Annotated in this window: 10 protein-coding genes; 6 read left to right on the top strand and 4 right to left on the bottom strand. The window is 60.9% G+C overall.

Annotated elements, in window-relative coordinates; genetic code table 11:
* Nucleotides 1-429 precede the first annotated feature (429 nt).
* The 6 genes from AACU78_RS02125 (at nucleotide 430) to AACU78_RS02100 (ending at nucleotide 10,314) form a co-directional block, all read left to right on the top strand.
* Nucleotides 430-2,112 carry a fatty acid--CoA ligase gene (locus tag AACU78_RS02125; RefSeq protein WP_106579577.1) on the top strand — a complete coding sequence of 561 codons (1,683 nt, stop codon included), beginning with the start codon at nucleotides 430-432 and terminating at the stop codon, nucleotides 2,110-2,112.
* A gap of 333 nt (nucleotides 2,113-2,445) precedes the next feature.
* Complete coding sequence (locus AACU78_RS02120; RefSeq protein WP_106579576.1) at nucleotides 2,446-4,305, top strand: DUF1302 domain-containing protein; 1,860 nt, start codon at nucleotides 2,446-2,448, stop codon at nucleotides 4,303-4,305.
* A gap of 43 nt (nucleotides 4,306-4,348) precedes the next feature.
* The gene (locus AACU78_RS02115; protein WP_106579575.1) at nucleotides 4,349-5,713 is read left to right on the top strand and encodes a DUF1329 domain-containing protein; all 1,365 of its coding nucleotides are present in this window, start codon (nucleotides 4,349-4,351) and stop codon (nucleotides 5,711-5,713) included.
* A gap of 169 nt (nucleotides 5,714-5,882) precedes the next feature.
* Entirely contained in the window at nucleotides 5,883-8,612 is a 2,730-nt protein-coding gene (locus tag AACU78_RS02110) for a LuxR C-terminal-related transcriptional regulator (protein ID WP_106579574.1), read from the top strand.
* A 55-nt stretch (nucleotides 8,613-8,667) separates the two neighbouring features.
* Nucleotides 8,668-9,309, top strand: coding sequence for an MBL fold metallo-hydrolase (locus tag AACU78_RS02105; RefSeq protein WP_106579585.1), 642 nt, complete (start codon nucleotides 8,668-8,670; stop codon nucleotides 9,307-9,309).
* A gap of 222 nt (nucleotides 9,310-9,531) precedes the next feature.
* Nucleotides 9,532-10,314, top strand: coding sequence for an OmpA family protein (locus AACU78_RS02100; RefSeq protein ID WP_106579573.1), 783 nt, complete (start codon nucleotides 9,532-9,534; stop codon nucleotides 10,312-10,314).
* Nucleotides 10,315-10,382: 68 nt separating this feature from the next.
* Here AACU78_RS02100 and AACU78_RS02095 read toward each other — a convergent pair whose 3' ends face one another.
* The 4 genes from AACU78_RS02095 to AACU78_RS02080 form a co-directional block, all read right to left on the bottom strand.
* Nucleotides 10,383-10,964 carry a BON domain-containing protein gene (locus tag AACU78_RS02095; RefSeq protein WP_106579572.1) on the bottom strand — a complete coding sequence of 194 codons (582 nt, stop codon included), beginning with the start codon at nucleotides 10,962-10,964 and terminating at the stop codon, nucleotides 10,383-10,385.
* Entirely contained in the window at nucleotides 10,961-11,554 is a 594-nt protein-coding gene (locus tag AACU78_RS02090; RefSeq protein ID WP_003216190.1) for a phosphoheptose isomerase, read from the bottom strand. The genes AACU78_RS02095 and AACU78_RS02090 overlap by 4 nt, the downstream gene beginning before the upstream one ends.
* A 92-nt stretch (nucleotides 11,555-11,646) precedes the next feature.
* Nucleotides 11,647-12,018 (bottom strand): YraN family protein, encoded by a 372-nt coding sequence (locus tag AACU78_RS02085; RefSeq protein ID WP_106579571.1) that lies wholly within the window; start codon nucleotides 12,016-12,018, stop codon nucleotides 11,647-11,649.
* Entirely contained in the window at nucleotides 12,018-13,829 is a 1,812-nt protein-coding gene (locus tag AACU78_RS02080; protein ID WP_106579570.1) for a penicillin-binding protein activator, read from the bottom strand. The genes AACU78_RS02085 and AACU78_RS02080 overlap by 1 nt, the downstream gene beginning before the upstream one ends.
* Between the last annotated feature and the right edge of the window lie 114 nt (nucleotides 13,830-13,943).

The raw sequence follows: 13,943 nt of genomic DNA, 5'->3' as shown, positions 1-13,943 counted from the left end.
CGTGGGTAACCCGGCAGGACGCCGGGTTAGCCGTGTTGGGCCATGGATGGCCCGTCACGGCGGCCCACGGATTCAAGCCGGAGTGAGGGCACACCGAGCCCAGGCGAGGTGCCGAGTGGTGGGGCAAGAGCCCTTTGGTTACTTTGGGGCTTTTCCAAAGTGACCCGCCGTAAGGGCGGAACCCATACCCGCCATCACCCAAATAACGGATATGGTCCCAGCCCTGCAACCACCCCAAGTCCCAGCCCTACCACCTCGCCGCAAACAATCCCGGCCCCCACGCTGAACTCACACATCACCTAAATGGTGGCGCAAAGCTAGCATTCATCGGCCTCTGCAAATCATTCCTTTGGCTGATTTAGCTGACACATAAGCCCTCTAAAGTGCAGGTCTTCAAGCCAACACCGTGCAGTCAGATAAGGGATTCGTATGTTGCAGACCCGTGTTATCCCACCCGCCGAAGGCGCTTACCAATACCCACTGTTGATCAAACGCCTGCTGATGTCGGGGACCCGCTACGAAAAAACCCGGGAAATCATCTACCGCGACAAACTGCGTTACACCTACCCCACCCTCATCGAGCGCGTTGCGCGCCTGGCCAATGTGCTGACCGAGGCCGGGGTCAAGGCCGGTGACACCGTCGCCGTGATGGACTGGGACAGCCACCGTTACCTCGAATGCATGTTCGCCATCCCGATGATCGGCGCGGTAATCCACACCATCAACGTGCGCCTGTCGCCCGAACAGATTCTCTACACCATGAACCACGCCGAAGACCGCTTCGTGCTGGTCAACAGCGAGTTCGTGGGGCTTTACCAGGCCATCGCCGGCCACCTGACCACGGTCGACAAAACGCTGCTGCTCACCGACGGCGACGAAAAAACCGCCGAGCTGCCCAACCTGGTCGGCGAGTACGAAACCCTGTTGGCGGCCGCCAGCCCCACGTACGACTTCCAGGACTTCGACGAAAACTCCGTCGCCACCACCTTCTACACCACCGGCACCACCGGCAACCCCAAAGGCGTGTACTTCACCCACCGCCAACTGGTGCTGCACACCATGGGCGTTGCGACGATCATGGGCAGCGTCGACAGCGTGCGCCTGCTGGGCACCAACGACGTGTACATGCCGATCACGCCGATGTTCCACGTGCACGCCTGGGGCCTGCCGTACGTGGCAACCATGCTCGGTTTGAAGCAGGTCTATCCGGGCCGCTACGACCCGGAATACCTGGTGGAGTTGTGGCGCAAGGAAAAGGTCACTTTCTCCCACTGCGTGCCGACCATCCTGCAAATGGTGCTCAACGCCAAGGCCGCGCAAGGCGTGGATTTTGGCGGCTGGAAAATCGTCATCGGCGGCAGCGCGCTCAATCGCACGCTGTATGAAGCCGCCAAGGCGCGCGGTATTCAACTGACTGCCGCGTACGGCATGTCCGAGACCGGGCCGTTGGTGTCGTGTGCCCACCTCAACGAAGAACTGATGGCCGGCACCGAGGACGAGCGCACCACCTACCGCATCAAGGCCGGCGTGCCCGGGCCGTTGGTGGAAGCGGCGATTGTCGACAGCGAAGGCAACTTCCTGCCCGCTGACGGCGAGTCCCAGGGTGAGCTGGTGCTGCGCGCACCGTGGCTGACCGAAGGCTATTACAACGAGCCGCAAAAGGGCGCCGAGCTGTGGGAGGGCGGCTGGATGCACACCGGCGACGTGGCCACGCTGGACGCATTTGGCGTGATCGACATTCGCGACCGCATCAAGGATGTGATCAAGACCGGTGGCGAGTGGATCTCTTCCCTGGCCCTCGAAGACCTGGTCAGCCGTCACTCGGCGGTACGCGAAGTAGCGGTGGTGGGCATCGCCGACCCGCAGTGGGGCGAGCGCCCGTTTGCGTTGCTGGTGGTGCATGATGGCCAAGTGATAGGTGCTCGCGAGCTCAAGGAACACCTCAAGCCTTTTGTCGAACTGGGCCATTTGAGCAAGTGGGCGATTCCAAGTCAGATTGCCGTTGTTACTGAAATTCCCAAGACCAGTGTCGGCAAGCTCGACAAAAAACGTATCCGTATCGACATCATTGAATGGCAGGCCAATAACAGCACGTTCCTGTCCACCCTCTGATGCCTCTCGCCGCGCCCGATCGGGCGCGGCAATGCTCTATCTCAAGCCTTCACTTGTGATTTGCCAATTTTCAGCCATCCTTGCCGCGCCGGCCTTCGTCGGCGTGGCGAAAGGACTGTGGCAGACGGGTTGGTGATGCAAATCACACTTTAGAGGGATCAAGCGGTACCCCCTGCTGGCTATAGTCCATCTCAGAGTTTTTCAAGGATGTTGCGCTTCGGGCCATGGGGGCTCGGTTGCCGTTTGGCATTGGAATCGTTGTATTCCGGCCGGTACATGCATCCAGAAGAAAGAACTCACTGCCATAACAATAATGCACATGGAGTAGCGTCGATGACCTCAGTAAACCAGTTCTGGCGCCGGGCAAGACTGCCCCTGGCCGTCAGTCTCGCTTCTACGCTCGCCGGGCCCGCATTCGGCGTCAGTTTCAACATCGGTGAAATCGAAGGTAGTTTTGACTCCTCCCTGTCGGTGGGGGCGAGCTGGTCGACTGCGGGTCGCAATAAAGACCTGATTGGTGTCAACAACGGCGGCAAGGGGCTTTCGCAAACCTCCGATGACGGCCACCTGAACTTCAACAAGGGTGATTCCTTCTCGAAGATCTTCAAGGGTATCCATGACCTTGAATTGAAATACGGCGACACCGGCATTTTTGTGCGTGGCAAATACTGGTATGACTTCGCGCTGCAAAACGAAGACCTGGACTTCAAGAATGTCAGCAACAACAACCGCAAAGAGGGCGCCAAGTCCTCTGGCGGGCAGATCCTCGATGCGTTCATTTATCACAACTACACCGTTGCCGATGAGCCAGGCAGCGTGCGCTTCGGCAAGCAGGTAGTGAGCTGGGGCGAAAGTACGTTCATTGGTGGCGGTATCAACTCGATCAACCCGATCGACGTGTCTGCATTCCGTCGTCCGGGCGCCGAGATCAAGGAAGGCTTGATTCCGGTCAACATGTTCTACGTGTCCCAGACCCTCACCGACAACCTCTCCGCAGAGGCGTTCTACCAGTTGGAGTGGGACCAGACCGTGGTGGATAACTGCGGCACGTTCTTCTCCCAGCCAGACGTGATTGCCGACGGTTGCAGCAATAACCTGCGGGTCTTGAACAAGCGTTCCACCATCCCTGGCGCGGCCTTGCCGACATTGAATGCTCTGGGTGTGGACGTTAACAATGAGGGCGTGCTGGTAAAACGTGGCGGTGACCGTGATGCACGGGACAGCGGCCAGTTCGGCGTAGCCATGCACTACAACTTCGAACCGCTGGACACCGAGTTCGGCGCGTACTTCATGAACTACCACAGCCGTGCGCCAATCTTCAGCGCCACCGGCGCGCCAAACTCGGCCTACACCCGTCCGCTGGGGCAACTGGCGGCTTTGCGTCCGTTGATCGTGGCCGGCAGTTCCCAGTACTTTGTCGAGTACCCGGAAGATATCCGCCTCTATGGCCTGAGCTTCTCCACCACGCTGCCTACCGGCACCGCCTGGAGTGGTGAATTGAGCTACCGGCCAAACGCGCCGGTACAACTGAGCACCACCGATATTCTGTATGCGGGCGTTACGCCGATTCGGGGCTATGAAAATGCATCGGTGCTCAAGGGCACGCCGGGCCAGGATCTGCACGGCTACAACCGCAAGGAAGTGACCCAGTTCCAGACCACCTTCACGCACTTCTTTGACCAGGTGATGGGCGCGACCCGCCTGACCACCGTGGGCGAAATCGGCGTGACCCATGTGGGCGGGTTGGAAAGCAAAAACACTGCGCGTTATGGCCGCGATCCGGTGTTCGGCCCTGGCACGCTGCCGGGTGGTTTCTGCAACGCGCTGAACAATTCGACCGCTCAGGGGGCGGGCCTGCCGAATGCATCCGGCCTGAACACCAACTGCAACAACGACGGCTACACCACCGCGACGTCCTGGGGTTATCGCGCCCGGGCGATCTGGGAATACCCGGATGTGTTTGCCGGTGTGAACCTCAAGCCCAACGTGGCCTGGTCCCATGACGTCAAAGGTTATTCGCCAGGCCCTGGCGGCAACTTTGAAGAAGGTCGCAAGGCCGTCAGCCTGGGCGTCGATGCCGAGTACCAGAACACCTACACCGTCGGCCTGAACTACACCAACTTCTTTGGTGGCCGGTTCACCACGGTGGATGATCGCGACTTTATCGCCTTGAGCGCCGGCGTGAACTTCTAAGACTTTCTTTTTCAGATGCATGCATTTCAGGAAGAGCCAGAACATGAAAATAACTAAAAGTCTGTTGCACGTGGGTGTGCTTGGGCTGTCGATCATGGCGGGTAGCGTCATGGCGGCAGTCTCGGCCGATGAAGCCGCCAAGCTGGGCACGACCCTGACCCCGATGGGCGCAGAGATGGCCGGTAACGCGGCCGGTACCATCCCCAAATGGTCGCCGCTGCCCACCAATGCCGGCGCCGTGGATGCCCGTGGTTTCCTCGCCAACCCGTATGCCAGCGAGCAGCCGCAGTTCACGATCACCGCGCAGAACGTCGAGCAGTACAAAGACAAGCTGGCGCCGGGGCAGTACGCGATGTTCAAGCGTTACCCGGACACCTTCAAGATGCCGGTCTACCCGACCCATCGCGGCGCCACCGTGCCGGCTGATGTGTTCGCCGCCATCAAGAAGAACGCTACCAACACCAACCTCGTGTCTGGCGGCAACGGCCTGGAAAATTTCGAAACCGCGGTTCCGTTTCCGATCCCCAAAAGCGGCGTGGAAGTGATCTGGAACCACATCACCCGCTATCGCGGCGGCAGCGTGACGCGTCTGGTCACCCAGGCCACGCCGCAAACCAACGGCTCGTTCAGCCTGGTGTACTTTCGCGATCAGTTTGTGTTCCGCGACAAGATGAAGGACTACGACCCGAAAAACCCGGGCAACGTGCTGTTCTACTTCAAGCAGCAAGTGACCGCGCCGGCACGTCTGGCCGGTGGTGTGCTGTTGGTGCACGAAACCCTCGACCAGGTGAAGGAGCCGCGTTCGGCGTGGGTCTATAACGCCGGCCAACGCCGTGTTCGCCGGGCGCCGCAAGTGTCCTATGACGGGCCGGGCACCGCCGCCGATGGCCTGCGTACCTCCGACAACCTCGACATGTACAACGGCGCACCGGACCGCTACGACTGGAAGCTGGAAGGCAAGAAAGAAATCTACATCGCCTCCAACAGCTACAAGATCGACGATCCGAAGCTCAAGTATGTCGACATCATCAAGGCCGGCCACATCAACCAGGACCTGGCACGTTATGAGCTGCGTCGCGTCTGGCACGTGGTCGCAACCTTGAAGGAAGGCCAGCGCCACATCTACGCCAAGCGTGACTTCTTCATCGACGAAGACACCTGGCAAGCCGCTGTGATCGACCACTACGATGGCCGTGGCCAATTGTGGCGCGTGGCTGAAGCTCACGCTGAGAACTACTACGACAAACAAGTGCCGTGGTATGCCCTCGAAACCCTCTACGACCTGCAGTCCGGCCGTTACCTGGCCCTGGGCATGAAGAACGAAGAGAAGCAGGCGTATGACTTCGGCTTTACCGCCACCACCAGCGACTTCACCCCGGCGGCCCTGCGCCAGGATGGCGTGCGCTAAGCAACACTCACTCGACAATGTGGGAGCTGGCTTGTGCAAGGCAGCTCCCACATTTTTTGTCGTAGTTCTTTTTCAGGTAAATGTTGCAAAGATCTACAACCCTGCCGCTTTTACCGCTAGTCTGCGGACATCTGCAATGCCGACAACAGCCTTCTACAAGAGCCCGGCGATGACTGATCTGTCCCGAATCCAAGGGCCTGCAAGCGCAGTAATTCCGACCCTGGAAGCGCGCTTCTACAGGCCACCTCTGCCTGACGGCTATGTGCTGCGCCCGCGCCTGTGCGAACGGCTGAGTGCTGGCCTAGAGGGGCGATTGCTACTGGTCAGCGCTCCGGCGGGGTTCGGCAAGAGTTCGCTGGCGGTGGAGTTCTGCCAGAGTTTGCCGGCGCATTGGCAAAGCCTGTGGCTGGGCCTGAGCCCACGCGATAACGACCCGGGCCGTTTCCTCGAGCGCCTGCTCGACGGTTTGCAGCAGTATTTCCCGCAACTCGGCGCCCAATCCCTGGGCCTGCTGAAGATGCGCCAGCGTCACCAACCCTTTGCCTTTGAAGAATGGCTCGACGGCCTGCTCGATGAGCTGACGTTGCACTTGTCCACGCGCGCGCCCTTGTTGCTGGTGCTGGATGACTACCATCTGGCTCAGGGCCCGGTGCTGGATCGTTGCCTGCAGTTTTTCTTGAATCATTTACCCGATGGGCTGGTGGTCATGGTCACCAGTCGCCAACGTCCCGACTGGCACCTGGCGCGCCTGCGGCTGTCCCGGCACCTGCTGGAGCTGCACGAACAGGACCTGCGCCTGACCCACGACGAATCGCTGGCCGTGCTGGATCGGCACAGCAGTTCGTTGCGCGGCGAGGCGCTGGACAACTTGATCCGGCGCAGTGAAGGGTGGGTCGCCGGCCTGCGTTTCTGGCTATTGGCAATCGCCGAAGCGGGCAATGAAAGCGCGTTGCCGCACAGCTTGCACGGTGGCGAAGGGCTGATTCGTGATTACCTGCTCGAAGAGGTCATCGACTGCCTGCCGGTTGAAGTGCAGGCGTTCCTGTACGACACGGCGCCTCAGGATCGTTTCTGCAGCGAGCTGTGCGACGCTGTGCGCGAGGCCCACGACAGCGCGGAAATCCTGCGCTATTTGCAGGCCCATCAGGTGTTTCTGGTGCCGCTGGATGAACAGGGCCACTGGTACCGTTACCACCATTTGTTTTCCGATTTGCTGCGCACGCGCCGCGTGAGCAATGCCACCTTGCCGATTGCCAGCCTGCACTTGCGGGCCTGTCGATGGTTCAACGCCCAGGGTTTTATCGACGAAGCCGTGGAGCAGGCGTTGCGCGCCGGCCACCTCGATGTGGCGGCAAACCTGGTGCAGAACCTGTCAGAGGAGCAACTGCTGGCCGAGCAGAATGTGGGCATGCTGCTGCGCTGGAAGATGGACTTGCCCGACAGCCTGCTGATCAGCACGCCGCGCTTGATCGTGCTCTACAGTTGGGCGCTGGGGTTGGCGTGCCAGTTGGATGCGGCAGAAGAATTGTCAGGCTACCTCAGTCGCTTCCTGCCGGCGCCGTCGGCCACTGCGCAAAAGTCGATGCTGGCCCAATGGCTGGCGCTGAGCGGGATCATCGCCCGCGGGCGAGGTGATCGTGAGTTGACCCAGCGTTATTGCAGCGAGGCGTTGGAAAGCCTGCCGCACAAACGCTATGGCCAGCGTCTGATGTGCCTGTCGACCCTGTCCAACCTGGCCATTGTCGATGCCGACCTGTGGCGCGCGCGTGGCCTGAATCGCGAATCCCTGGAGCTGGCGCAGCGCGTCGGCAACCCGCTGTTCGAGGCCCTGGCCCATTACGACCGCGCGCGCGTGTTGCAGGCGCGCGGCGAAATTCTGCGTTCTCTGGACGAAGTGCGCCAGGGACTGCAACGCCTGCAGGGCCTTGCGCCTCAACGGCTGTACGCCGTACGCGCGCGGCTATCGCTGTACGAAGGTTACCTGCTGCTGGTGCGTTATCAGTCTGACGCTGGCCTTGCCCGCTTGCGTGCCGGCCTGAGCGAAGCGCGCGCCTGCCGCGATATCAGCGTACTCATCGGGCATTGTGTGATCGCCAATTTCGAAGGGCGGCGCGGTGATTTCGCCAAGGCCTTCGCCGAACTTGCCGAAGCCGAGCGCTTGATGCATATCTGGGACGTGCCGCCGATCTATTACCTGGCAATGATCACCCTGATCAAATGCGAATTATGGCTGGCCCAAGGCCGCACCGACCTCGCCGACGCCTGGCTGACCCGCCTGGGGCAGACCTATAACGGTGAGCACGCCGCCGCCGCACCGGAGTTTCATCCGCACCTGGCGCAACACATCGGGCTGCAGCAGGCCGCACTCGATGCGATCCGCCATCAACCGGCTGCGGCCCTGCAGCGCCTCGAAGAGCTGGCGCAGCAGGCGCATAACAGCGGGCGCCAGATGATTGCCCTGATGGCCCTGACCCAGCAGGCGCATGTATGGCTGGAGTGCGGCCAGGAAGCCAAGGCGCGGCCGATCGTGGCCCAGGCGCTTGAGGCGGGCGTTGGTGGCGCACTGCAACCGTTCCAGCGGCTGTTGGAACGTTACCCTGACTGGATGCGCGAACAACTCGGCAAGACCCCGCATGCGTTGTTGAACCAAAGCCTGTTGGCGCTGCTGCCGGTGGTTGCCGCCGCCGAGGCCCTGCCCACGCACGAAACCCTCAGCACCCGCGAGCTGGCAGTGCTGCAACTGATCGCCCAAGGTTGCTCAAACCAGGAGATCAGCAACCAGTTGTTTATCTCCCTGCACACGGTGAAAACCCACGCCAGCCATATCAACAGCAAGCTGGGCGTGGAGCGCCGAACCCAGGCGGTAGCGCGGGCGCAGGAGATGGGGTTGTTGGGGTAGGGGGCAACGCATTTGTGCCAAAATCGCTGACTTACAAATGATCGAGTTCGCTCTGATGTCTCAGCTACCAGCCCTGATTCGCGAAACCTTCCCCGTCGGCCCGTTGCAGTGCAACTGCACCATCATCGGTGACCCGATCACCAAAAAAGCCATCGTGGTCGACCCCGGCGGCAATCACGAGCTGATCCTGGCTCGCCTGGAGGCGTTGGGCCTCAAGGTGGTGAGCATCATCCATACCCATGCGCACCTCGATCACTTCCTGGCTTCCGGCCAATTGAAAGAGAAAACCGGCGCCACTTTGCATCTGCACAAGGACGATAAATTCCTGTGGGATAACCTGGAAATGCAGTGCCAGATGTTTCGCGTGCCTTATACACCGGTGCCGTCGCCGGATCGCTGGTTGGAAGATGATGAGGCGTTGGCCTGTGGTTGCGGCGTGGCCTTGCACACGCCAGGGCATACGCCAGGTTCGATGAGCTTCTGGTTTGCCGATGCCAAGTTGTTGATTGCCGGCGACACGTTGTTCAAGCGCGGCGTAGGGCGGACCGACCTGTGGGGTGGGGACCAGGCGACTATCGTGCGTTCGATCAAGCAGCGTTTGTACACCCTGGATGAGGGCGCGACGGTGGTTACCGGGCACGGGCCGGACACCCGGTTGGGCGATGAGATGCGTGAGAATCCGTTTGTGCGGGCGTAGGGAATAACCAAGGGTGTGAGGCTGTTCTATACAAAGAATCGTCGTCGCAGCTCGCGTTCAGCCTGGGTCTGCTACGGTTTGCTTAGCGGTGATGCTGGCCAGCCTTTGTCACAGCAGGGGCGATGGCCACGGAATTTTTACCGTTTGTCGCGTTCAAAACCCGGCACAGGTCCATTGCCAATGTCCTTTGCACCACAGAATGCAAAAGTAGGAGCTCCCTTCATGTTTACTCCACGTCGTCTTCTTGTTGTTGCCACCGCCGTAGCCCTGTTGTCCGGCTGCGCCTCGCCCAATCCTTATGACGGCAGCCAGGGGCAGGCAAATGATGGTTCGCAAGGCGGTATCAGCAAAACCGCCAAGTATGGCGGCCTGGGTGCGCTGGCTGGCGCATTGGCCGGTGCAGCCATCGACCATAACAACCGTGGCAAGGGTGCACTGATCGGTGGTGCTATCGCCGGTATCGGCGCCGCCGGTTACGGCTACTACGCCGACCAGCAGGAAAAGAAACTGCGTGAAAGCATGGCCAACACCGGTGTTGAAGTGCAGCGCCAGGGCGACCAGATCAAGTTGATCATGCCGGGTAACATTACCTTTGCCACCAACTCGGACGCGATTGCCAGCAGCTTCTATACGCCACTGAACAACCTGGCGAACTCGCTGAAGCAGTTCAACCAGAACACCATCCAGATTGTCGGCTACACCGACAGTACCGGCAGCCGCCAGTTGAACATGGACCTGTCCCAGCGTCGTGCACAGAGCGTGGCCAACTACCTGACGTCGCAGGGCGTGAGCCCGACCAACCTGAGTGCGCGTGGTGCCGGCCCGGATAATCCGATTGCCAGCAACGCCGACGTGAATGGCCGTGCGCAAAACCGTCGCGTAGAGGTCAACCTCGGCCCGATCCCAGGTCAGCAATACGGCCAACCGGGTCAGCAGCAACAACAGCAACAGGCGCCGCAGCAGAACAACCAGTTCCAGGGCAACCCGTACCAGCAGTACCAATAAACACAGGCCACTAAAAAGGGCGCCGTGCAGTCAATGCACGGCGCCCTTTTTTGTGGCTGCGAATGACATCAGTCGATGTATTCGAACACTTTTACGATCTTCTGTACGCCGGACACACCCTGAACCAGGTTGGACGCGCGGGTGGCTTCCGCCTGGGTCAGCAGGCCCATCAGGTAAACGATGCCGTTATCGGTGACGACTTTGATGCGCGAGCCCGGCACGGCGCTGTCGGTAAGCATCTGCGCCTTGATTTTGGTGGTCAGCAACGCATCGTTACTGATGGCCAGCAGGGTAATAGGGTCCATGACCTGCAGTTCATTGTGGACCTTCTTGACCCGCTGGACCGACGAGGCGGCTTGTTCTGCCTGGGCCTTGAGCTCCGCACGCGGCGTCTGGCCGGCCAGCAGTACCACGCCGTTGAAGCTGGTCACCACAATGCGCGAGGCACCATTGCCCAAGTCTGTAGCGGCCTTGGCGACGTTGACCTTGACCTTGGTTTCGATGAGCGAGTCGTCGATTGTGCTGCCGAAAGTACGTGTGCCCCGGTCATCCTGAATCGGTGTGTCACGTGTCGCGGTGATTGCCGTGCTGCAGCCGCTGATGGCAAGGCACAGCGTAATGGCCAAAAGGCTGAGGCGGTTAACGGTCATTCTTCACTCCCGAACAGTTGGCTGTCGATCAGATCGCACAGGCAGTGGATCGCCAGCAGGTGGACTTCTTGAATGCGTGCAGTGACATTGGCCGGTACGCGGATTTCAACGTCCTCCGGCAACAGCAGCGAGGCCATGCCGCCGCCGTCACGACCGGTCAATGCTACGACAATCATTTCGCGATCATGTGCGGCCTGGATCGCTTGAATAATGTTCGCCGAGTTGCCGCTGGTGGAGATCGCCAGCAGCACGTCGCCGGGTTGGCCCAGGGCGCGAATCTGTTTGGAGAAGATTTCGTTGTAGCTGTAGTCGTTGGCGATCGAGGTGATCGTCGACGTGTCGGTGGTCAAGGCAATGGCCGGCAGGCTCGGGCGCTCGCGCTCGAAGCGGTTGAGCAGCTCGGAGGAAAAGTGCTGGGCATCACCGGCCGAACCGCCGTTGCCGCACGAAAGCATTTTGCCCTCGTTGAGCAAGGCATTGACCATGACCTGACTGGCTTGCTCGATGTGCGGTGCAAGTACGTCCATCGCCTGTTGCTTGGTGTCGATGCTGGCCTGGAAAAGCTGGCGAATTCGGGATTGCATGTCCATCTGTGTGACCTTAAGTAGCGCGGCTGTTTGGCACAGGAATGTGCAGCCCGCAAAGCAAAGAGCAAAAGTGTGTGGTGAAGATGTCCGGTGAATCAGCTGTCGAAGGCATCTTTAAGCCAATTCAGATCAGCGGGGCCAGACGGTGTGCTTTCTATGGCAACCACATCGAAACGGCAGGGGGAGTCAGCCCAGCGATGCTCTTTTTGCAGGAAAAACTGCGCGGCGAGTATCAGCTTCTGACGCTTGCGCCCGTCGATACTGGCGAGCGCGCCACCCCATTGTGCGTGTTTTCTGTAGCGGACTTCGACGAATACTACTGTATCGCCGTCAAGCATGACCAGATCAAGCTCACCGCGTTTACACAACCAGTTCTGCGCCAGAAGGCGCAGACCCTGTTGTTGCAGATACTGGAGGGCTTGAAGTTCGGCATCCTTGCCGCTTTGTGCGCTGGACCGCTCGGGCATCAGCGCGAGGTGTCCGGCAGGCGCTGGATGTCGCCACCAACGAATTTCGCCCACGGCATCTGGCGGTCGACACGCTGGTTGGCGCTGATGCCCAGGCTGCCCGAGAGGCCGTCGACGCGCGTATCCGGCAGCGCCTTGAGTTGACCCAGGCGCGGTGCCAGGCGGTAGGCGTCGGCGCCCATCGCGTACAGGCGGCCCAGGCTGCCATTGGCTTGTGGCCATTGCGCGGCAACCTGGTTGCGCAGCGGGTCGGTGGTGTTGAGCAGCCAAGGGGTTTCGCAGAACATGACGTTGGTCATGTCCAGGTACTGGTTCTTGTCGCCGCTGGCGCTGAACACATGGGACGTCGCATACACAGGCACGTCGCCGGCGTACTGGAAGTTCAGGGTCGGCTTGATCTGCTGGGCCAATTGCGGCGTTACAGCCAGGAAGATGAACTCGATGTCCTGGCGGCGCGACGGTTGCGCCGCTACGTCAGTGCCAACGGCGCTTTGCAGGCTCTTGGCGCGACCTTCGCTTTTGCGCAGCTGGAACAGGTCGGCAATCTGCTGGGCGAGGGCGACCGGCTGGTCAACGTACTCGACGCCGACGACGGTGCCGCCATTGGCTTCCCAATCCTGGCGGAAGGCTTTGTAGACACGCTCACCCCATTCGCCACGCGGCACCATGGCGGCGGCGCGGTGCAAGCCGTCGGCGCGGGCACGGCGCGAGACTTCGCGGGCTTCGTCTTCAGCGGCCAGGCCGAACTGGAACAGCTGTGGCGGGTTTTCATTCAATTCGCTGTAGTTCAGCGCCAGCGTCGTGATCGGCAGTTGCGGGCGAGCTGCGAGTTGTTTGACCAGCGGTTTTTCCAGCGGGCCGACGACCAGTTGTACGCCGGCGGCCTGGGCCTTGGCATAGAAGTCGTCGAGGGAGGTCAGGCGCGAGCTGTCATAGAACTCGATGACCGGCGGTTTCTGCCCGGCTTGTTCGGCCTGGTAGTGAGCCGCCATGAAGCCTTCGCGCAGCGCCTTGCCGACCGCAGCCAGCGGACCGTCCTGCGGCAGTAGCAGGGCGATCTTGTTCAGCGGCTGGCTGGCCAGTTCCTTGAGCTTGGTCAGCGGCGTCGGCAGTTGCACTGCGGCCGGGTGCCCAGGGTTCTGCGCGCGCCATGTGTCGATCGCGGCTTGTTGTTGCTCCAGGGTGCCGGCGCCTTTGACGGCTTTGGCCAGGCTGATCCAGCCATCAAGCGTCGGGTTACCGCTGGCTTGCAACTGGTCAGCCGGCAGCGCGGCAATCAGCGCCCAGATGGCTTCGTGGTTGCTGTTGGCAGCGTCGCCCGTCAGCAGCGCAGCCATGGCGACACGCTCACGCGCGGCGGCCAGGGTCTGCCCATCGGCCTCATAGGCGCGGGCATGTACGGTGCCGGTGCGGATCTGCTGATCGGTCGGCAGCTCCTTCAGGCTCTGCAGGCTGGGATGGTTCAGGGCTGCCAATGCAGCCTTGGGCTGATTGCGCGCCATGGCCAGTTCGGCGGCCAGGGTGCTGGCAAACACTTGCGCGGCCGGCTTCAGGACATCCAGGGGCACCTGCGCGAGAATCTGCGACGAACGCCCAGGGTTGTTCTGGTGGTAGGCCAGGTCAGCCGCACTCAGGCGCAGCATCGCGGCCTTTTCTGGCGTGTTGGCGGAGGTAGCCTGTTCGAGCAGTTGCTCGATACTGGCATCCGGGGTCCGGGGGAGGTCGCCAAGGCTGGACGAGGGCGAGCTGGCGCAGGCAGCCAATAAGGCAGCGAGGCAGAGGGCGGAGAGCAGCCGCAGGCAAGCGATCATGTAAGTGTTCCTGATACCGATCAAATTAGCGTGGAATTGTACCCAAGCACTGGCCCAGGCGCGATGTTACTGGCGTGAAACCGTCGATTTAGGTCGTGCAAATGCTGCCAACAG

The sequence above is a fragment of the Pseudomonas sp. R9.37 genome, from assembly GCF_963878885.1.
Classification (GTDB): Bacteria; Pseudomonadota; Gammaproteobacteria; order Pseudomonadales; family Pseudomonadaceae; genus Aquipseudomonas.
The sequence above is the reverse complement of the archived record's forward strand: the minus strand, read 5'-3'. Positions and strand labels throughout refer to the sequence as shown.

Bases quoted from the DNA above. Each gene is read 5' to 3' on its own strand.
- AACU78_RS02125 (WP_106579577.1), top strand. From the start codon at position 430: ATGTTGCAGACCCGTGTTATCCCACCCGCCGAAGGCGCTTACCAATAC.
- AACU78_RS02120 (WP_106579576.1), top strand. From the start codon at position 2,446: ATGACCTCAGTAAACCAGTTCTGGCGCCGGGCAAGACTGCCCCTGGCC.
- AACU78_RS02115 (WP_106579575.1), top strand. From the start codon at position 4,349: ATGAAAATAACTAAAAGTCTGTTGCACGTGGGTGTGCTTGGGCTGTCG.
- AACU78_RS02110 (WP_106579574.1), top strand. From the start codon at position 5,883: ATGACTGATCTGTCCCGAATCCAAGGGCCTGCAAGCGCAGTAATTCCG.
- AACU78_RS02105 (WP_106579585.1), top strand. From the start codon at position 8,668: ATGTCTCAGCTACCAGCCCTGATTCGCGAAACCTTCCCCGTCGGCCCG.
- AACU78_RS02100 (WP_106579573.1), top strand. From the start codon at position 9,532: ATGTTTACTCCACGTCGTCTTCTTGTTGTTGCCACCGCCGTAGCCCTG.
- AACU78_RS02095 (WP_106579572.1), bottom strand. From the start codon at position 10,964: ATGACCGTTAACCGCCTCAGCCTTTTGGCCATTACGCTGTGCCTTGCC.
- AACU78_RS02090 (WP_003216190.1), bottom strand. From the start codon at position 11,554: ATGGACATGCAATCCCGAATTCGCCAGCTTTTCCAGGCCAGCATCGAC.
- AACU78_RS02085 (WP_106579571.1), bottom strand. From the start codon at position 12,018: ATGCCCGAGCGGTCCAGCGCACAAAGCGGCAAGGATGCCGAACTTCAA.
- AACU78_RS02080 (WP_106579570.1), bottom strand. From the start codon at position 13,829: ATGATCGCTTGCCTGCGGCTGCTCTCCGCCCTCTGCCTCGCTGCCTTA.